This window comes from Roseicyclus persicicus, assembly GCF_012395815.1.
Classification (GTDB): Bacteria; Pseudomonadota; Alphaproteobacteria; order Rhodobacterales; family Rhodobacteraceae; genus Roseicyclus; species Roseicyclus persicicus.
In genome coordinates, this window is record NZ_JAAZQQ010000002.1 from 824,731 (window position 1) to 844,047 (window position 19,317).

The 19,317-nt window shown below is 71.4% G+C and carries 19 protein-coding genes and 1 tRNA gene; 14 read left to right on the top strand and 6 right to left on the bottom strand.

Features of this window, described 5'->3' with window-relative positions; genetic code table 11:
- Positions 1–45 precede the first annotated feature (45 nt).
- Together ugpB and xth are read right to left on the bottom strand one after the other, a co-directional pair.
- Positions 46–1,371, bottom strand: a complete 1,326-nt coding sequence (gene ugpB, locus HCU73_RS09495; RefSeq protein ID WP_168623165.1) for a sn-glycerol-3-phosphate ABC transporter substrate-binding protein UgpB — start codon at positions 1,369–1,371, stop codon at positions 46–48.
- A 184-nt stretch (positions 1,372–1,555) separates the two neighbouring features.
- Positions 1,556–2,338 (bottom strand): exodeoxyribonuclease III, encoded by a 783-nt coding sequence (xth, locus tag HCU73_RS09500; protein WP_168623166.1) that lies wholly within the window; start codon positions 2,336–2,338, stop codon positions 1,556–1,558.
- Between the two features lie 151 nt (positions 2,339–2,489).
- Here xth and HCU73_RS09505 point away from each other — a divergent pair, with 151 nt between their 5' ends.
- Entirely contained in the window at positions 2,490–3,413 is a 924-nt protein-coding gene (locus tag HCU73_RS09505) for a Hint domain-containing protein (RefSeq protein WP_168623167.1), read from the top strand.
- 2 nt (positions 3,414–3,415) lie between these two features.
- Here HCU73_RS09505 and HCU73_RS09510 read toward each other — a convergent pair whose 3' ends face one another.
- Positions 3,416–3,742: a HesB/IscA family protein gene (locus HCU73_RS09510; protein WP_168623280.1), complete on the bottom strand. Its 327-nt coding sequence runs from the start codon at positions 3,740–3,742 to the stop codon at positions 3,416–3,418.
- A 185-nt stretch (positions 3,743–3,927) separates the two neighbouring features.
- Here HCU73_RS09510 and HCU73_RS09515 point away from each other — a divergent pair, with 185 nt between their 5' ends.
- From HCU73_RS09515 to HCU73_RS09545, 7 genes are all read left to right on the top strand, one after another.
- Positions 3,928–5,097 (top strand): deoxyguanosinetriphosphate triphosphohydrolase, encoded by a 1,170-nt coding sequence (locus HCU73_RS09515; protein WP_168623168.1) that lies wholly within the window; start codon positions 3,928–3,930, stop codon positions 5,095–5,097.
- A 63-nt stretch (positions 5,098–5,160) separates the two neighbouring features.
- Positions 5,161–6,891 carry an arginine--tRNA ligase gene (gene argS / locus HCU73_RS09520; RefSeq protein WP_168623169.1) on the top strand — a complete coding sequence of 577 codons (1,731 nt, stop codon included), beginning with the start codon at positions 5,161–5,163 and terminating at the stop codon, positions 6,889–6,891.
- Positions 6,892–6,999: 108 nt separating this feature from the next.
- Entirely contained in the window at positions 7,000–7,953 is a 954-nt protein-coding gene (locus HCU73_RS09525; RefSeq protein ID WP_168623281.1) for an SPOR domain-containing protein, read from the top strand.
- Between the two features lie 6 nt (positions 7,954–7,959).
- Positions 7,960–8,973 carry a glycoside hydrolase family 3 protein gene (locus HCU73_RS09530; protein WP_168623170.1) on the top strand — a complete coding sequence of 338 codons (1,014 nt, stop codon included), beginning with the start codon at positions 7,960–7,962 and terminating at the stop codon, positions 8,971–8,973.
- Positions 8,966–9,769, top strand: a complete 804-nt coding sequence (locus HCU73_RS09535) for a segregation and condensation protein A (RefSeq protein WP_168623171.1) — start codon at positions 8,966–8,968, stop codon at positions 9,767–9,769. Before HCU73_RS09530 ends, HCU73_RS09535 begins: the two co-directional genes overlap by 8 nt.
- On the top strand, positions 9,766–10,443 hold the full coding sequence (scpB, locus tag HCU73_RS09540; protein WP_168623172.1) for an SMC-Scp complex subunit ScpB: 678 nt from the start codon (positions 9,766–9,768) through the stop codon (positions 10,441–10,443). The genes HCU73_RS09535 and scpB overlap by 4 nt, the downstream gene beginning before the upstream one ends.
- A 109-nt stretch (positions 10,444–10,552) precedes the next feature.
- Complete coding sequence (locus HCU73_RS09545; RefSeq protein ID WP_168623173.1) at positions 10,553–10,747, top strand: hypothetical protein; 195 nt, start codon at positions 10,553–10,555, stop codon at positions 10,745–10,747.
- A 214-nt stretch (positions 10,748–10,961) separates the two neighbouring features.
- On the opposite strand, the gene glnA is transcribed toward HCU73_RS09545, so the two are convergent.
- Entirely contained in the window at positions 10,962–12,368 is a 1,407-nt protein-coding gene (gene glnA, locus HCU73_RS09550) for a type I glutamate--ammonia ligase (RefSeq protein WP_168623174.1), read from the bottom strand.
- Between the two features lie 75 nt (positions 12,369–12,443).
- A complete protein-coding gene (locus HCU73_RS09555; protein WP_168623175.1) occupies positions 12,444–12,782 on the bottom strand; it encodes a P-II family nitrogen regulator in 339 nt (112 codons plus the stop codon).
- Positions 12,783–12,925: 143 nt separating this feature from the next.
- Between HCU73_RS09555 and HCU73_RS09560 the strand changes: the two genes are divergently transcribed.
- Positions 12,926–14,524, top strand: a complete 1,599-nt coding sequence (locus tag HCU73_RS09560; RefSeq protein WP_168623176.1) for an NAD(P)H-hydrate dehydratase — start codon at positions 12,926–12,928, stop codon at positions 14,522–14,524.
- 4 nt (positions 14,525–14,528) lie between these two features.
- Here the strand turns inward: HCU73_RS09560 and HCU73_RS09565 are convergent, their stop codons facing one another.
- Entirely contained in the window at positions 14,529–15,020 is a 492-nt protein-coding gene (locus HCU73_RS09565; RefSeq protein WP_239025492.1) for a Hint domain-containing protein, read from the bottom strand.
- 241 nt (positions 15,021–15,261) lie between these two features.
- On the opposite strand from HCU73_RS09565, the gene HCU73_RS09570 reads away from it, so the two are divergent.
- From HCU73_RS09570 to HCU73_RS09590, 5 genes are all read left to right on the top strand, one after another.
- Positions 15,262–15,346, top strand: a tRNA-Leu gene (locus HCU73_RS09570).
- A gap of 24 nt (positions 15,347–15,370) precedes the next feature.
- Entirely contained in the window at positions 15,371–16,264 is an 894-nt protein-coding gene (locus HCU73_RS09575) for a homocysteine S-methyltransferase family protein (protein WP_168623177.1), read from the top strand.
- A 44-nt stretch (positions 16,265–16,308) separates the two neighbouring features.
- Positions 16,309–17,190, top strand: coding sequence for a LysR family transcriptional regulator (locus HCU73_RS09580; protein WP_168623178.1), 882 nt, complete (start codon positions 16,309–16,311; stop codon positions 17,188–17,190).
- A 132-nt stretch (positions 17,191–17,322) separates the two neighbouring features.
- Positions 17,323–17,799, top strand: a complete 477-nt coding sequence (locus HCU73_RS09585) for a formate dehydrogenase subunit gamma (protein WP_168623179.1) — start codon at positions 17,323–17,325, stop codon at positions 17,797–17,799.
- Positions 17,796–19,292, top strand: coding sequence for an NADH-ubiquinone oxidoreductase-F iron-sulfur binding region domain-containing protein (locus HCU73_RS09590; protein WP_168623180.1), 1,497 nt, complete (start codon positions 17,796–17,798; stop codon positions 19,290–19,292). The genes HCU73_RS09585 and HCU73_RS09590 overlap by 4 nt, the downstream gene beginning before the upstream one ends.
- Positions 19,293–19,317: the final 25 nt, after the last annotated feature.

Genomic DNA, 19,317 nt, shown 5'->3' on the forward strand with positions numbered 1-19,317 from the left:
CGCGCCGCCCGGGTCGGGGGCGCGGGCCACGGGATCACGAGGGGATCAGTTGTTGGCGGCCTCGAAGTCGCGGATCAGCGCGTTGCCGCGCGCCACCACGGCGTCGAGCGCGCCCTGGGCGTCCACGTCGCCGGCGAGCAGGCGCTGGAACTCCTCGTCGATGATGCCGCGGATCTGCACGTAGTTGCCGAAGCGCAGGCCCTTGGAGTTCGGCGTCGGCTCGTTCAGCGTGATCTGCTGGATCGAGATGTCGGCGCCGGGGTTGGCGGCGTAGTAGCCCTGCTCGGTCGACAGGTCATAGGCGGCCTGGGTGATCGGCAGGTAGCCGGTGTCCTGGTGCCACTGGGCCTGCACCTCGGGCGAGGACAGGAAGCGGAAGAACTCGGCCACGCCGCGCTGCTCCTCGTCGCTGCCGCCCGACAGCACCCACAGGGTGGCGCCGCCGATGATCGAGTTCTGCGGCGCGCCCTCGACGTCGTCGTAGTAGGGCAGCATCCCGTAGCCGACCTCGAAGTCGGGGGTGTTGGCCAGCACGCCCGCGCGCGAGGCGGACGAGTTCATGTACATGGCGCAGGTCTGGGCATAGAACAGCGGGGGCGCATCGTTGCCGCCGCCGGGGCCGCCGTACTGGAACACGCCCTCTTCCTGCCAGCGCGCCAGGTTCTCCCAGTGGCGCACCTGCACCGGGCCGTTGACCGTCAGCTCGGTCTCCATGCCGGCAAAGCCGTTCTCCATCGTGCCGATCTGCTGGTTGTGCCAGGCCGAGAAGTTCTCGAGCTGCACCCAGCTGACCCAGCCGGTGGTGAAGCCGCACTCGGCCGCGCCCGATTCCATGATCTGGCGCGAGAACGCCTCGACCTCGGCCCAGGTCGCGGGCGGGGTGTCCGGGTCGAGCCCGGCGGCCTCGAAGACGTTGCGGTTGTAGTAGAGGATCGGCGTCGACGAGTTGAAGGGCATCGACAGCATGTTGCCCTGCGGGTCGGTGTAGTAGCCGACCACGGCCGGCAGGAAGGCGGAGGGGTCGAAGGCGACGCCCGCGTCGGCCATCAGCTGGTAGACCGGGACGATGGCGCCCTCGGCGGCCATCATGGTGCCGGTGCCGACCTCGAACACCTGCACGATGTCGGGCTGCTCGCCGGCGCGGAAGGCGGCGATCGCGGCGGTCATCGTCTCGGTATAGGAGCCGCGGTAGCTCGGCACCACGACGAACTCGGACTGGGTCGCGTTGAAGGCGGTGGCCAGCGCCTCGGTCTTCTCGCCCAGCTCGCCACCCATGGCGTGCCACCAGTCGATCTGCGTCTGCGCCGCGGCGGCGGTGCCCAGGGCAAGGGTGCTGACGGCGCCGAGCGCCGCGAGTTTGCGGATATCCATTCTGTCTCTCCTCCGGCCGGGATGTCCGGCGTCAGTGCTGTTGGAGTGCAAAGGGGAGAGGATGCCCCCCTCTGCGTGGCGCTTAGCGCTCGTTTGTGACGGGCATGTTACGCGGGCAGAAAGATCGCGCAAGACCGTTTGTCACAATCAGACCAAACGGTAAAAAACGGGGCGGGCGCGGCCCTTAGGCGGCCAGATCCACCCAGACGGGCACGTGGTCCGAGGGCTTGTCGCGCCCGCGCACGGCCGCCTCGATCCCCGCGTCCTGCATCAGGTCGGCGGCCTGCGGGCTGAGCAGCAGGTGGTCGATGCGGATGCCGTTGTTCCGCTCCCAGGCGCCGGCCTGGTAGTCCCAGAAGCTGTAGAGGCCGGGGGCCTGCGTGCGCGCGCGGATCGCCTCGGTGAAGCCGAGGTTCAGGATCCGGCGAAAGGCGGCGCGGCTTTCGGGCCGGGCCAGCGCGTCGTCGCGCCACGCCTCGGGGCGGGCGGCATCCTCGTCCTGGGGAATCACGTTGTAGTCGCCGGCTAGCACCACCGGCATCTCGGTCGCCAGCAGGGCGCGGGCATGGGCCTCCATCCGCGCCATCCACGCCAGCTTGTAGTCGAACTTGGGCCCCGGCACCGGGTTGCCGTTGGGCAGGTAGAGGCCGCAGACCCGCACCGCGCCCGCGTCGCCGATCACCGTCGCCTCGATCCAGCGCGCCTGTTCGTCGCTGTCGTCGCCGGGCAGGCCGCGGGCCACGTCCTCCAGCGGCAGCCGCGACAGGATCGCGACGCCGTTGAACCCCTTCTGGCCGTGGGTCTCGACCCGGTAGCCCATGTCCTCGAAATGCTCGCGCGGGAAACCCTCGTCGACCGACTTGATCTCCTGCAACAGCGCCACGTCCGGCCGCGCCTCGGCCAGCCAGTCCGACAGCGCCGCGATCCGCGCCTTGATGCCGTTGATGTTGAACGTCGCGATCTTCATGGGCGGTCCCGCCTTTCGGGGTCAGGGAGGGGCGGGCCGCGGCGGCGGCCGTCCTTGCCGGTCAATTCCATAAAGCTGCCCGGGTCTTTCCGCAATCGGGGCCGATCCCGCCGTTAGGGCTCGGTCAACGATTGAAGGGCAAGACTGCCGTATGCCGATCTACACCGACCAGACCATCGCGGGCAATTTCGACCCCGGTGTGCCGCCCCCGCTGCCCACGACGATCTCCGTCGTGACCATGACGATCAACGACGCCAACGGCGACGGGTTCATCCGGCCCAACTCGGGCGACACCATCAACGGCAGCAACGTCAACGCCGTCTGGGTCGGCGACACCGTCACCATCAACGGCGTCCGCATCACCGGGGTGACCTTCTACACCGATGACGGCGGGCGCTATTTCACGCCCTCCGACGGGTCGGTGCTGACCGATGGCGGCACCGCGACGCGGGTGACCTTCGTCACCGCCAGCACGCAGTTCCCGGTCGGCAACCTCGGGCCGCCCTGCTTCACCCTCGGCACGCGGATCGCCGTGCCGGGCGGGCTCGCGCGGGTCGAGGATCTGCGCGTCGGCGACCTGGTCGAGACGCTGGACCATGGCCCTCGGCCGATCCGCTGGATCGGCCGGCGCCGGGTCACGGGGCGCGGCGCCTTCGCCCCGATCCGCTTCGCCGCGGGGGCGCTGGGCGATCACGGCGCGCTCTGCCTGTCGCCGCAGCACCGCGTCCTGGTCGATGACTGGCGGGCCGAGCTGTATTTCGGCGAGGCGTCGGTGCTCTGCGCGGCGCACATGCTGGTCGACGGCGCCCTGATCCGCCCGGCCCCCTGCACCGCGGTCACCTATCTCCACATCCTGCTCGACGCGCACGAGATCCTGCGGGCCGAGGGGCTGGCGACCGAAAGCTTCCTGCCCGGCGCCTACCTGTGCCGCGAGGGCACCGAACTCGGCGACGAGATGGCGGCGCTCTTTCCCGGGATGGCCGGCCGCACCGCGATGCTGACGCCCGCGCGCCGGATCCTGCGCCGGCACGAGGCGGCGCTGCTGCAGTCGCCCGCCCTGGCGCGGGCCGCCTGAGGCTACATCGAAAACGACGTGCCGCAGCCGCAGGAGGACGTGGCGTTGGGGTTCTCGATCGTGAAGCGGGCGCCGATCAGTTCCTCGGTGAAGTCGATCACCGCGTCGGCGAGGAAGGGCAGGGACACCGCGTCGACCACCACCTTCTGCCCCTGGCTCTCCAGAACGAGGTCGTCCGCCGCGGGCTCGTCGAGCTTGATCTCGTACTGGAACCCCGAGCAGCCGCCGCCCTCGACCGCGACGCGCAGCGCCTTGGTCTCGCCCATGGCCGCGTTGATCTCGGCCAGCCGGGCAAAGGCGCGGTCGGTCACTTTCGGGGGCACGGTCAGGGTCAGGGTCATGGCGAGGCTCCGGCAACTCCTGCGGGGGAATATATGGACCCTGCGCCGCCGCCTCAATGGGGCGTGCCGCCGCCCGCCGCGCCGGCCCCGTGATGGGCCGGGTTTGCCCCCCTGTATTCGCTGATCTTTCCGACCTATAAGGCGCCCGAACCCGGTGTTGAAAGGCTGGCCCGATGCGCGCCCCCCATGCCTGCGATCCGACGCGTAGCCGCGGCCGCCTCGTCCCCGAGGAGGAGAGCACATTCCGTTCGCCCTTCCAGCGCGACCGCGACCGGATCATCCATTCCTCGGCCTTCCGCCGCCTCAAGCACAAGACGCAGGTCTTCGTGGAGCACGAGGGCGACTATTTCCGCACCCGCCTGACCCACAGCCTCGAGGTGGCGCAGGTCGCCCGCACCATGGCGCGCGCGCTGGGTCTCGACGAGGATCTGACCGAGGCGGTGGCGCTGGCCCATGACCTCGGCCACCCGCCCTTCGGCCACACCGGCGAGGACGCGCTGCAGGCGCTGATGGCGCCCCATGGCGGCTTCGACCACAACGCGCAGGCGATCCGTATCGTCACCCACCTCGAACGCCACTACGCCGAGTTCGACGGGTTGAACCTGACCTGGGAAACCCTTGAAGGCATTGCGAAACACAACGGTCCCGTGGCGCCGCCGATCCCCTGGGCGCTGGCCGGCTACTGCCACCGCCACGACCTGGAACTGGCCACCCACGCCGGCGCCGAGGCGCAGGTCGCCGCCATCGCCGACGACATCGCCTACAACCACCACGACCTGCACGACGGTCTCCGGGCCGAGCTGTTCTCGACCGACGAGCTGGCCGGGCTGCCGATCCTCGACGGCTGCTTCGCCGAGGTCGACCGCCTCTACCCCGGCCTCAACTACTACCGCCGCCGGCACGAGGCGCTGCGCCGCTTCTTCGGGGTGCTGGTCGAGGACGTGATCGCCTACGCCCATGCCGAGCTGGCCGCCCTCGACCCCCGCAACCCCGCCGACATCCGCGGCGCGGGCCGGCCGATCATCCGCTTCTCGGCGCCCTTGTTCGCCGATCTCAAGGTGATCCGAGAGTTCCTGTTCCACCGCATGTACCGCGCCCCCGCCGTGGTCGAGATGCGGGCCGAGGTCACCGCCGTGGTGCGCGAGCTGTTCCCGCATTTCATGGCCCACCCCGACGAGCTGCCGAAACAGTGGCGCAAGGACGTGGAGGCCGTCGCGGGCGACGAGACGGAGCTCGCCCGCATCGTCTGCGACTACATCTCGGGCATGACCGACCGCTTCGCGCTGCAGACCCACGCGCGGCTGTTCGGGCGCACGGTGACGGCGCGCGGGGTCTGGGCCTGAGGGCTGATTGACCTCTGCCGCCACCGTGGTAGGAGGCTCGGGATCGTTCCCGAGGACCTGAAGATGACGCTGTTCGCCGAAATCCACGCCGCCGTCCTGTCCGCGCTCGACGCGCTCGCCGCCGAGGGCGCGCTGCCCGCCGGCCTCGACACCGCCGCCGTCGCGGTGGAGCCGCCGCGCGACCCGGCCCATGGCGACATGGCGACCAACGCCGCGATGGTGCTGGCCAAGCCCGCGGGCATGAAGCCGCGCGACATCGCCGAGGCGCTGGCCGGCAGGCTGATGGCCGACCCCCGCATCGCCGGCGCCGAGGTGGCGGGCCCCGGCTTCCTGAACCTGCGGCTGACGCCCGACGCCTGGCGCGGCGTGGTCGCCGCGATCCTGGCCGCGGGCGACGCCTATGGCCGGTCGGGCATGGGGCAGGGGCGGCGGGTCAACGTCGAATACGTCTCGGCCAACCCCACCGGCCCGTTGCACGTGGGCCACACGCGCGGCGCGGTGTTCGGCGACGCGCTGGCCAGCCTGCTGGCCTTCACCGGCCATGACGTGACGCGGGAATACTACATCAACGACGGCGGCGCGCAGGTCGAGGTGCTGGCCCGGTCCGTCTACCTCCGCTACCTCGAGGCCCACGGCCAGACCGTCGCCTTCGAGGACGGCACCTATCCCGGCGACTACCTGATCGAGGTCGGCGAAGCGCTGGCCGCCGAGGTGGGCGACGCCTATGTCGGGCAGCCCGAGGAGACCTGGCTGGCCGAGATCCGCGACTTCGCCACCGACCGGATGATGGAGCTGATCCGCGAGGACCTGGCGGCGCTGGGCGTGAAGATGGACGTCTTCTATTCCGAGAAATCCCTCTACGGCACCGGCCGGATCGAGGCGGCGCTCGACGACCTGCGCGGCAAGGGCCTGATCTACGAGGGCGTGCTGGAGCCGCCCAAGGGCAAGACCCCCGAGGACTGGGAGCCGCGCAGCCAGACCCTGTTCAAGTCCACCGGCTACGGCGACGACGTCGATCGCCCGGTGATGAAGTCGGACGGCAGCTGGACCTATTTCGCCCCCGACATCGCCTATCATTACGACAAGATTTCCAGAGGCTTCGACGAGCTGATCGACATCTTCGGCGCCGACCACGGCGGCTACGTCAAGCGCATGAAGGCGGCCGTCGCGGCGCTCTCGGGCAACCGCGTGCCGCTCGACATCAATCTGATGCAGCTGGTGAAGCTGCGGCGCGGCGACCAGGAGCTGAAGATGTCCAAGCGCGCGGGCACCTTCGTCACGCTGCGCGACGTGGTCGACATGGTCGGCCCCGACGTGACCCGCTTCGTCATGCTGACCCGCAAGAACGACGCGCCGCTCGATTTCGACGTGGACAAAGTGCGCGAGCAGTCCAAGGACAACCCGGTCTTCTACGTGCAATACGCCCACGCCCGCATCCAGTCGGTGCTGCGCCGCGCGGCCGAGGCCGGGCATTTCCCCGGCGGGCCCGAGGACCTTGCCGCCATCGCCGATCCGTCGGAACTGGCGCTGGTCGCGCGGCTGGCCCACTGGCCCCGGATGGTCGAGGGCGCGGCCGAGGCGCACGAGCCGCACCGCATCGCCTTCTACCTCTACGACCTCGCCTCGGAATTCCACGCGCTGTGGAACAAGGGCAACGCCGACCCCTCCCTGCGCTTCCTGCAGGAAGACGACCCGGCGGCAACCCGCGGGAAATTGGCCCTGATTCGGTCCGTGGCGATTGTCATTTCCAACGGTCTTGGTATTCTGGGCGTGACCCCGGCCGAGAAGATGTGAGGCGCCGCAGACCTCCCGCCGGCCGGGTCCGACAGGCAAGACAGCCCCCGGGGCGCCCATTCGGGCGCAATCACAAGAGGGGCGCTAGGGCAGGCATGGCAGGTGGCTATGGCGGATATCGAGTATTTCGAGGATGACCGCGCCCGGTCCGCGGGCGCGCAGCCCCCGCGGCTCGGGCTTCTGGTCAACTGGGCCGGGGCGCTTGTGTCGCTTGGGCTGGTGGTGGGCATGGCCGTCTGGGCCTTCCAGCTGACGATGCGCGACGTGTCGGGGGTGCCGGTGATCCGGGCGCTCGAAGGCCCGATGCGCGTGCCGCCGGCCGATCCGGGCGGGGTGCAGGCCGAACACCAGGGCCTTGCCGTCAACCGCCTCGCCGAAGGCGCGGAAGCGGGCCCTGTGCCCGACAGGCTGGTGCTGGCGCCGCCGCCCGTGGACCTTGCCGCGGTGCAGCTCGCCTCGGCCTCGACCGCCGCGCCGCGTGCGCCCGAGATGCCGACGCCCGCCGCCGCCGGCGCCCAGACGCAGGCCCTGATCGACCGCCTGATCGCCCGCGCCGAGCCGCTGGCGCCCGTCGCCCCGCAGGCCGCCGCGCTGCCCGCGCCTGCGCCCTTGCCTGCACCCGGGGCCGAGCCCGAGGTGCTGCCGGCCGTGGCCGCCGACCCCGCGACGGCGCAGGTGATCCCCGCCTCGGTGCCCGGCGTCGCCCGGTCGCTGCGCCCGGCCTCGCGCCCCGCCGGCGTCGAGGCCCGCGCCCCCACGCCCGTCGCGGCCGCGCCCGTGACCGAGGAGATCGACGCCGCGACCCTGCCCGAAGGCACGCGGCTGGTGCAGCTGGGCGCCTTCGACACGCCCGACATCGCGCGCGCCGAATGGGCGCGCCTGACCGACCGCTTTCCCGACTACTTCGACGGCCGCGCCCGCGTGATCCAGGAGGCGTCCTCGGGCGGCTCGGCCTTCTACCGGCTGCGCGCCGCGGGGTTCGAGGACCTCGCCGCCTCGCGCCGCTTCTGCGCCGCGCTGATGGCCCAGAACGCCCCCTGCATCCCCGTGACGGTCCGCTAGGGCGCCGTGGCGGGGCTCTCGGCCACCATCCTCGGCTGCGAGGGCCCGCACCTCTCGCCCGACGAGGCGCGCTTCTTCTCCGAGGCGCAGCCCTGGGGCTTCATCCTGTTCGCCCGCAACGTGGTCGACCCGACCCAGCTCTGGGCGCTCACCTCGGACCTGCGCGCGGCGGTGGGGCGCGACGCGCCGATCCTGATCGACCAGGAGGGCGGCCGCGTCCAGCGCCTGCGCCCGCCGCACTGGCGGCAGTGGCGCCCGGCGCTGGACCAGATGGCGCAGGCCGGCCCCGCGCGGGCCGCCCGCGCCATGTATCTGCGCGCCCGCCTGATCGCGCACGAGCTGCGCGCCGTCGGCATCGACGTGAACTGCATGCCGCTGGCCGATGTCGCCCGCGAGACGACGCACCCGGTGCTGAAGAACCGCCTCTACGGCAGCGCCCCCGACAGCGTCATCGGCGCCGGCCGCGCCGTGGCCGAGGGGCTGGTCGCAGGCGGCGTGCTGCCGGTGCTCAAGCACCTGCCGGGCTATGGGCTGGGCGAGGTCGACAGCCACCTGACCCTGCCGCGCGTCTCTGCGCCGCTGGAGGAGCTGCGCCGCGTCGACTTCGCGGCCTTCCGCCCGCTGGCCCACCTGCCGCTGGGGATGACGGCCCACATCGTCTACGAGGCGTTCGGCGAGGCGCTGCCCGCCACCTTCTCGCCCGACATGATCCGGCTGATCCGCGACGAGATCGGGTTCGACGGCGCACTGATGACCGACGACCTGTCGATGGGCGCCCTGCCGGGGCCGATCGGCGAGCGTGCCGCGCGGGCGCGGGCGGCGGGCTGCGACCTGATCCTGCACTGCAACGGCGACCGCGCCGAGATGGCGCCGGTGGTGGCCGCGTCGGGCACGCTCGACGGCGCCGCGCTGATCCGGGCCGAGGCCGCGCTGGCCCTGCGGCGCGACCCCGAGCCGCTTGACATCGAGGCGGCCGAGGCCGACCTTGCCGACCTTCTGGACGGAGAGGTCTATGGCTGACAGGCCCGTCGCCGCCAATGACGCCGCGCCCGAGTGGGACGCCGTCGCCTCGCGCCGCGCGGCCGAGGCGCTGATCGTCGACGTCGACGGGTTCGAGGGGCCGCTCGACCTGCTGCTGACGCTGTCGCGCACGCAGAAGGTGGACCTGCGGCGCATCTCGATCCTGCAGCTGACCGAACAGTACCTCGCCTTCATCGAGCAGGCCCGCGAGCTGCGCATCGAGCTGGCCGCCGACTACCTGGTGATGGCGGCCTGGCTCGCCTTCCTGAAATCGCGCCTGCTGCTGCCCCCCGACCCGACCGAGGAAGGCCCGACCGGCGAGGAGATGGCGGCCTATCTGGCCTTCCAGCTGGAACGCCTCGCCGCGATGCGCGACTGCGCGGCCAAGCTGATGGCGCGCGACCGGCTGTTCCAGGACCGCTTCCCGCGCGGCGCGGCGCAGGAGATCGCCACCTCGCGCCGGATCACCTACACCGCGGGCCTTCTGGACCTGATGCAGGCCTACGCCCGCATCCGCACCCGCGACGAGTTCCGCCCCTATGTCATGGACCGCGACAACGTGCTGACCATGGAGGAGGCGCTGGAACGGATGCGCGGCCTGATCGGCTATGCCGGCGACTGGACTGACCTGTCGAGCTACCTGCCCAAGGACTGGCGCGGCGACCCCAAGCGGCGGCGGTCCGCCACGGCGGCCAGCTTCGCCGCGGCGCTGGAGCTGGCCAAGGCGGGCAAGGTTCTGATCCGCCAGTCCGAGACCTTCGCGCCGATCCAGCTGCGCCGCAGGGACGACCGATGACCGACGCGCCCGCCGACCCCAGGCGCGACGGCCTGTTCCGCGCGCCGCCCCTGGCCGAGCAGGAGCGCATGGTCGAGGCGATGCTGTTCGCCAGCCCCACGCCGCTGACCCTGGCCGAGATGGAGGCGCGGATGCCCCACGGTTGCGACGCCGCCGAGGCGCTGCAGCTCCTGCGCCGCCGCTACGAGGGGCGTGGGGTGCAGGTGACCCGCGTGGGCGAGGCCTGGGCCATCCGCACCGCGGCCGACCTCGGGTTTCTGATGGCGCGCGAGACGGTGGAGACGCGCAAGCTCAGCCGGGCCGCGATCGAGACGCTGGCGATCATCGCCTACCACCAGCCCGTGACCCGCGCCGAGATCGAGGAGATCCGCGGCGTCTCGGTCAGCCGGGGCACGGTGGACCAGCTGATCGAGCTGGACTGGGTGCGCTTCGGCCGCCGCAAGATGACGCCGGGCCGGCCGGTGACCTACGTGGTGACGCAGGGCTTCCTCGATCATTTCGGGCTGGAAAGCGCCCGCGACCTGCCGGGGCTGAAGGAGCTGCGCGAGGCGGGGCTTCTCGACAGCCGCCCGCCCGAGGGGGCCGAGCCGCCCGAACCGCGCGACGGCGACACCGGCGACATGTTCGAGGACGACGCCGAGGCCTGGCCGGCCGGTGACGACGGCGAGGACTGAGCCGGCGCCGTTACGGGGGGCAGAATTTCGCCACAGTCGTGCTATATCTGACGCTGACGGCACGATCATCGCCCCTCGCGGTCGGCGGGGGCAGCGGAAAGGCGACAGGATGGACCGGATCATCAACATGCTGATCAACCGCGTGCTCGGGCGGCTGATCAACCGCGGCGTCGACGCCGGGATTGAGCGCGCCACCCGCGGCTCGGGCCGCGACCTGACGCCCGAACAGCAGGCGCAGGCCCGCCAGAGCGCGCGGACCGCCAAGCAGGCGATGCGCGTCGCCCGCCGGATCGGGCGCTTCTGAGAGACGCCCGCCGGATCGGGCGCTTCTGAGGGTCGCCCGCCGCTACCCGAGGTGCCCGCTTCATTCCTGAGGCAGCGAAAAACTCGAGTTTTTCGCACCGGAAAACTGCGGTTTTCCGGTGCGTTTTGCTGCAGCAAAACGCCCCCTTCACCCTCCGACGCAAACGAAAACGGGCGCCCGAAGGCGCCCGTTCCCGTAATCCTGTCCGCCGCGATCAGCAGCTGTAGTACATCTTGTACTCGACCGGGTGCGGGGTGTGCTCGAAGGCATAGACCTCGTCCCACTTGAGCGCGATGTACGCCTCGATCTGGTCCTTGTCGAACACCCCGCCCTTGAGCAGGAAGTCGTGGTCCTTCTCGAGCGTCTCCAGCGCCTCGCGCAAGCTGGCGCAGACGGTGGGGATGCCGGCCAGCTCCTCGGGGGGCAGGTCGTACAGGTCCTTGTCCGACGGCTCGCCGGGGTGGATCTTGTTCTCGATGCCGTCGAGGCCGGCCATCAGCAGGGCTGCGAAGGCGAGGTAGGGGTTCGCCGACGGGTCGGGGAAGCGGGCCTCGACGCGCTTGGCCTTCGGGCTCTCCGTCCACGGGATCCGAATGCAGCCCGACCGGTTGCGGGCCGAGTAGGCGCGCAGAACCGGGGCCTCGAAGCCGGGGATCAGACGCTTGTAGGAGTTGGTCGACGGGTTGGTGAAGGCGTTCAGCGACTTGGCGTGCTTGAGGAGGCCGCCGATGAAGTACAGCGCCTCGTCCGACAGGTCGGCATACTTGTCACCCGCGAAGAGCGGCTTGCCGTCCTTCCAGATCGACATGTTGCAGTGCATGCCGGTGCCGTTGTCGCCCGACATCGGCTTGGGCATGAAGGTCGCCGACTTGCCGTAGGCGTGCGCCACGTTGTGGATGACGTACTTGTACTTCTGCAGCTCGTCGGCCTGCTTGGTCAGGCTGTCGAAGATCAGGCCCAGCTCGTGCTGGTTCGACGCCACCTCGTGGTGGTGCTTGTCGACCTTCATGCCGATGCGCTTCATCGTCGACAGCATTTCCGAGCGCAGGTCCTGGCCGGGGTCGATCGGGTTGACCGGGAAGTAGCCGCCCTTGATGCCCGGGCGGTGGCCGGTGTTGCCCATCTCGTACTCGGTGTCGGTGTTCCAGGCGCCGTCCACGGCGTCGACCTCGAAGGACACCTTGTTCATCGACACGGCGTAGCGCACGTCGTCGAACACGAAGAATTCGGCCTCGGGGCCGAAGTAGGCCACGTCGCCGATGCCCGACGACTTCAGGTAGGCCTCGGCCTTGAGCGCGGTGCCGCGCGGGTCGCGGTTGTAGGACTCGCCGGTGTCGGGCTCGACGACGGTGCAGTGAATGCAGATCGTCTTCTCGGCATAGAACGGGTCGACATAGGCCGACTCGGTGTCCGGCATCAGTTTCATGTCGGAGGCCTCGATGCCCTTCCAGCCGGCGATCGAGGAGCCGTCGAACATGAAGCCTTCCTCAAGGAAGTCCTCGTCGACCAGCTCGGACATCACCGTGACGTGCTGCAGCTTGCCGCGCGGATCGGTGAAGCGGATGTCGACGTAGGCGGCATCCTCCTCCTTGATCATGTTCAGGACGTGTTTCTTGCTCATCGTGACCTTCCCTTGACGTAGTGGTCCTGTGGTGTTCGGTGTGCGGCCCGGCGGGGCCGCGAAAACGGGCTGCGCTCAGATCGCGTCGTCGCCGGTCTCGCCGGTGCGGATGCGGATGGCCTGGCTGATGTCGGAGACGAAGATCTTGCCGTCGCCGATCTTGTCGGTCTTGGCGGCGTCGATGATCGCCTGGATCGCGGCGTCGGCCATGTCGTCGGACAGGACCACCTCGATCTTCACCTTGGGCAGGAAATCCACGACGTATTCGGCCCCGCGGTAGAGCTCGGTGTGGCCCTTCTGGCGGCCGAAGCCCTTGACCTCGGTGACGCTCAGGCCCTGGATGCCGATCTCCTGGAGCGCCTCCTTCACCTCGTCGAGCTTGAACGGCTTGATGATCGCCTCGATCTTCTTCATCGGTCGCGGAGCCTCCTCGCCAACATGCGCGGACCCCTGACAGCACTTTGAGCGGGGGGCGTCCATGCGCTACGGTGGCGGCCGGTCGCGATCCCCGGGATTCCGACGGCATGTGATGAAAAAATAGGCAAAGCGCTCCGAAAATGGACGAAACTGAATCCGGTGGCCGGGCAGAGCTGCTGACCGCCGCCCAGATGCGCGCGGCGGAGCGCGCGGCCATCGACGGCGGGTCCGTCACCGGGCTGCAGCTGATGGAGCGCGCGGGCGCGGGGGTGGTCGCGGCGGCGCTGGCCGAGCGCCCGGCGCTGGCCGAGGGCGCGCACCGGGCGCTGGTCCTCTGCGGGCCCGGCAACAACGGCGGCGACGGCTTCGTCATCGCGCGGCTCCTGGCGGCGCGGGGCTGGACGGTCGATGTGCACCTGATGGGCGACCCCGACCGCCTGCCGCCCGACGCGCGCGCCAATCACGACGCCTGGGCCCGGACCGGGCCAGTGCAGCCGATGGCGGCCGCCCGCGACGCGGCGCCGCCCGACCTGGTCGTCGACGCGGTGTTCGGCACCGGGATCGGGCGGCCCCTGCCGACCGGGCTGGAGCAGGTTCTGGACGCCGTCCGCGGCGCCCGTGACAGCGACCCGGGCCGGTCCCTGACCGTGGCGGTCGATGTCCCCTCGGGCCTCTGCGCCGACAGCGGCCGCCCGCTCGGCCGCCCGCTGCCCGCCGACCTGACGGTGACCTTCCACCGCGCCAAGCCCGGCCATGTCCTCGACCGCGGCCCGGCGCTGTGCGGGCGGCTGGTCATCGCCGACATCGGCCTGCCCGACGCGCCGGTCCCGGGGGCCGTGCGCTGGATCGGGCCTTGGGCCGCGCGCCGGACGGCCAAGACCGGCGGGCACAAGTACAGGCATGGCCATGCCCTGGTGGTGGCGGGTGGGTTCGGCCGCACCGGGGCCGCGCGTCTGGCGGCGCGGGCGGCGCTGCGGGTCGGGGCGGGGCTGGTGACGGTGGCCGCGCCTGCCGCCGCGATGCCGGAATGCGCGGCGCAGCTGACGGCGATCATGCTGCGGCAGGCGGACGGGTCGAACGACCTGTGCGATCTGCTCGCGGATGACCGGATCAATGCCGTCTGCCTCGGTCCGGGCCTCGCGCCGGAGGGCGCCGGGCAGACCGAGGCCCGGGCCATGGTGCTGACCGCGCTGCAGATGCGGTCGCTGGCGAAGGGCCGCGGGATCGTCCTCGATGCCGATGCGCTGACGCTGTTTTCGTGGCCGCCCGAGAAGCGGGAGAAGCTGTTGGCCGAAATCACCGCGGCGGGCGGCTGCGTGATGACGCCCCATGACGGCGAATTCGCGCGGCTGTTCCCCGACCTGGCCAGCCGGCTGGAGGCCGAGCCAGGCGGCGGCCCGGCCTGGTCCCGCCTCGACGCCGCGCGTGCCGCCGCCGCGCGGGCGGGCTGCGTCGTGCTGCTCAAGGGGCCCGACACGGTGATCGCCGCGCCCGATGGGACCGCCGCGATCCACGCCGCCGCCTACGACCGCGCCGCGCCCTGGCTGGCGACGGCGGGGGCGGGCGACGTGCTGGCGGGCCTCATCGCCGGGCTGATCGCGCGGGGACACGCGCCCTTCGACGCCGCCTGCGCCGCGGCCTGGCTGCATGTGGAGGCCGCGCGCACCTTTGGCCCCGGCCTGATCGCCGAGGATCTGCCAGAGGCGCTGCCGGGCGTTCTGCGGCCGCTGGGGGCCTGACGGCTCAGGCGGGCACCGTCAGCACATCCGCCGAGGCCAGCTCCAGACCGTCGGCATAGAGCACCTCGGGCCGGCCGAAGCGCAGCGCGAAGCCCGTCACCTCGGCCTCCAGCTCCGCCAGCCGGATGAACTCGCCATCCACCAGCTGCCCCGCCGGCACGCAGGCCTGCGCCTGGCCGTAGAGCGCCTTGGCGCGCCAGTCGCGGATCAGCACGCGCTGCGCCGCGGGCAGCCAGACGTCGCGGTCCGGCCGGCCGCCGAGGGCGTTGCGCGTCATTTCCACGATGGGCGTGCCCGCCGGCAGCGTCACCCGGTCGATCGCCACCAGCGCCCGCGCGCCGTGGCGCGTCACCAGCCGGTCGCCGGCGTAGAGATGCTCGACCGGCAGCGCGCCGTCGAGGGTCAGCACGGTGCTGCCGGGGGCGAGGGCGACGGGGCTGGCCTGGCCCATGTCGTCCACCCGGAGCCCGGCCGCAGTCGGGATCAAGTGCATCATGTCGAAACCTGCTCGGTCACGGGCGCTTTGTGCGCCCTGTTGGTTGTGGATAAACCCTAGCGCGGCCCCCCCGGCCTGCACAGGGAAATCCCGCCGGGACGGGGGGATGCGGGGGGAAGTGTTGCGCGAAAGTCGGGCGGTCATGGCCGCCAGACTGCCGGGGCCGGGTTAGCGCCGGGTAAACGGACCCCGCGTTTTCCATCTCGCCCTCGGGCCGCGGCTTTGCTAGAGCGCGCTCCAGGCGGGTGTGGCGGAATTGGCAGACGCACCGGATTTAGGTTCCGGCGCCGCAAGGCGTGGGGGTTCAAGTCCCTCCACCCGCACCAGGCGACAGGCAGGAGGGGGCCGCGATGGCGGGTGTCACGCTTCTCGATGGCGGGATCGGGCAGGAGATGGTGGCGCGCGCGGGCGACCGGCCGACGCCGCTGTGGTCCACGCGGGCCATGATGGACCACCCGGGGCTGCTGCAGCAGATCCACGCCGATTACTTCGCCGCGGGCGCCGACATCGCCACCACCAACACCTACGCCATCCACCGCGACCGGCTGCGCCCGGACGGGCTGGAGGAGGCCTTCGCGCCGCTGATGGCCGCCGCGCTCGGCGAGGCGTCGGCGGCCCGCGCCGCCCACGGCCGCGGCCGCATCGCCGGGTCGATCGGCCCGCTGCGGGCGAGCTACCGGCCCGACCTGCACCCGCCCCACGCCGAGGCGGTGCCGCTCTATGCCGAGGTCGCCCGGCTCCTCGCGCCGCGGGTCGACCTGATCCTGGTCGAGACGGTCGCCTCCGTGGCCCATGCCCGCGCCGCGCTCGAGGGGGCGGTGGCGGCGGGCAGGCCGGTGTGGCTGGCCGTCACGCTCGATGACGAGGACGGCACGCGCCTGCGCTCGGGCGAGTCGCTGGCCGAGGTGCTTCCGGTGGTGACGGAGGGCGGCGCCGCGGCGGTCCTGGCCAATTGCTCGGCGCCCGAGGCCATGCCGGCGGGGCTCGACATCCTGGCGCGGGCGGGGCTGCCCTTCGGCGCCTACGCCAACGGCTTCGCCCGGATCACCAAGGCGTTCCTGCAGGACCGCCCGACCGTCGACGCCCTGTCGCCCCGCCGCGACCTCGGGCCCGTGGCCTACGCCGACCACGCCATGGGCTGGGTCGGGCAGGGCGCCACGATCCTCGGCGGCTGCTGCGAGACCGGCCCGGCCCACATCGCCGAGATCGCCCGCCGCCTGCGGGAGGCCGGCCTGCACGATTGAGGATTTCGATTGATCCTTGCGCGTTCGATTGCATACTGCCGCGCATGATCAACAAGCTCGAAATGTTCATCGCGGTGGCCAAGGAGGGGCATTTCGGCCGTGCCGCCGAAAGTCTCGGGATCACCCAGCCGACGCTCTCGACCGGCATCAAGCAGCTGGAGGAACAGCTGGGCGTGCAGCTGATCTTCCGCGGGTCGCGCTACGGCGGTCTGACGCCCGAGGGGCAGCGCGCGCTGGTCTGGGCGCGGCGGCTGGTGTCGGACAGCCGCACCTTCCGCGAGGAGATGCGCGTCAGCCGCCACGGGCTGTCGGGCCACCTGCGGCTGGCGGTGATCCCCACCGCGCTGACCTGGGCCGCGAAGCTGTCGGCGCGCTTCGCCGCGCGGCACCCCAAGGTGCGCTTCACCATCCTGTCGCGGACCTCGGCCGAGATCCTTAAGATGCTGGAGAATCTGGAGGTCGACGCCGGGCTGTCCTACCTCGACAACGAACCCCTGGGCCGCGTCACCACCGCGCCGCTCTACACCGAGCGCTACACGCTGGTCTGCCACGCCGACAACCCGCTGGCGCTGGAGACCGAGGTCACGTGGGCCGACCTGGCCGGCGAGCGGCTGTGCCTGCTGACCCCCGACATGCAGAACCGGCGCATCATCAACCAGTGCTTCATGGAGGCCGACGTGACGCCCGATGCGCTGGTCGAGTCGAATTCCACCGTCGTGCTGGCCGCCCATGTCGAGGAGGGCGGCTGGGTCACCGTGTTGCCCGCTGAAATGGCACGGTTTCTGGCGTCCGGGAAACGCTTTGCCATCGTGCCCATCGCGGGCGGCCACGTCGAGCACAAGGTCGGGCTCGTCGCGCCCTACCGCGAGCCCCATACGCCCGTGCTCGAGGCGCTCCTCGCGGAAGCCGCGGACCTCGCCGCCTGACCCCGGCGGTGTCGGTTTCGGCGCGCAGAGGGTCGGCGGTGTTTCATTGAAAATTCCGATCGATTGACGGAACAGCGATATTGATGGTCGATCGAAAACGCGCAAGCTGCGGCCAGAGTTCCGGAGCCTGCCATGACGACCACTGCCCGCCTGCCCGACGCCGACCGGGTCGCCGAGATCGCCCGCATCGTGGCCGATCACCTGCATCTCGAGGGGCCGCTGCTGCCGATCCTGCACGCGCTGCAGGCGCGCTTCGGCCATGTCCCCGCCGCGGCGCAGGCGCCGATCTGCGAGGCGTTGAACATCACCCGGGCCGAGCTGCATGGGGTCATCAGTTTCTACCATGATTTCAGGGAGAAACCGGCCGGCGTTCACGTGGTCAGGATCTGCCGCGCCGAAGCCTGCCAGGCGGTCGGCGCCGGCGCGCTGTCCGAGGCGGTGCTGGCGCGGCTCGGCCTCGACTGGGGCGGCACCACGCGCGACGGGCGCGTGACGGTGGAGCCGGTCTATTGCCTCGGCCTCTGCGCCTGCGGGCCGGCGGCGATGGTCGATGGCCAGCCGCGCGGCCGCGTGCGGGCGGACGCGCTGCTGGCGGAGGTGGGCGCATGAGGGTCTACGTCCCCCGCGACGCCGCCGCCCGCGCGCTGGGCGCCGATGCTGTCGCCGCCGCCTTCGAGGCCGCGGGCCATGCCGTCATCCGCAACGGGTCGCGCGGGATGATCTGGCTGGAACCCCTTGTGGAAATTGAGGAAAACGGCGTCCGCCGGGCCTGGGGGCCGGTCGCGGCGGGGGATGTGCCGGCGATCCTCGCCGGTCGCGCCGAAAGCCTCGGCAGGGTCGAGGACATCCCCTTCTTCGGCCGTCAGCAGCGCCTGACCTTCGCGCGCTGCGGCCTGATCGACCCGCTGGACCTGGCCGACTACGAGGCCCATGGCGGGCTGGCCGGCCTGCGCCGCGCGCGGGCGCTGGGGCCCGAGGGCATCCTGGCCGAGGTGAAGGCGAGCGGGCTGCGCGGGCGCGGCGGGGCGGGGTTTCCGACCGGGATCAAGTGGGAGACGGTGGCCCGCGCCCCGGGCGACCGGAAATACATCGTCTGCAACGCCGACGAGGGCGACAGCGGCACCTTCGCCGACCGGATGCTGATGGAGGGCGACCCCTTCACGCTGATCGAGGGCATGGCGATCGCGGGGCTGGCCGTGGGGGCGACGAAGGGCTTCGTCTACATCCGGTCGGAGTATCCCGACGCCATCGCGGTGATGACGCGGGCGGTGGAGATCGCGAGGAAAAACAAAATTCTCGGGGGCGGTGTTCATGCATCGCATGCGTTCGATATCGAGATCCGCGTGGGTGCGGGCGCCTATGTCTGCGGCGAGGAGACCTCGCTCCTGAACTCGCTCGAGGGCAAGCGCGGGGTGGTTCGGGCCAAGCCGCCGCTGCCGGCGCTGGAGGGGTTTCTGGGCCGGCCGACGGTGGTGAACAACGTGATCTCGCTGGCCACCGTTCCGGTGATCCTGGAGAAGGGGGCGGATCACTACGCGTCCTTCGGGCTGGGCCGGTCCCGGGGCACCATGCCGGTGCAGATCGCGGGCAACGTGGCGCGCGGGGGGCTGTTCGAGACCGCTTTCGGGATGCCGCTGGGCGAGCTGGTCCACGACATCGCGGGCGGCACGGCCAGCGGGCGCCCGGTGAAGGCGGTGCAGGTCGGCGGGCCGCTGGGCGCCTGGTTCGCGCCGGCGAAGTTCGACACGCCCTTCGCCTACGAGGAGTTCGACGGGCAGGGCGGGCTGATCGGGCACGCGGGCGTCGTGGTGGCGGACGACACCGTCGACATGGCGCTGATGGCGCGCTTCGCGATGGAGTTCTGCGCGGTCGAGAGCTGCGGGAAATGCACGCCCTGCCGGATCGGCGCGGTGCGCGGCGTGGAGACCATCGACCGGATCCGGGCGGGGGATGCGGCGGCGGTGCCGCTGCTCGTGGACCTCTGCGAGACGATGAAGCACGGGTCGCTCTGCGCGTTGGGGGGCTTCACGCCCTACCCGGTGATGAGCGCGCTGCGGCAGTTCCCCGAGGAGTTCGGGCTGCTGCGGGAGGCGGCGGAGTGAGCGGGTCGAGGACACATGGGGTCGC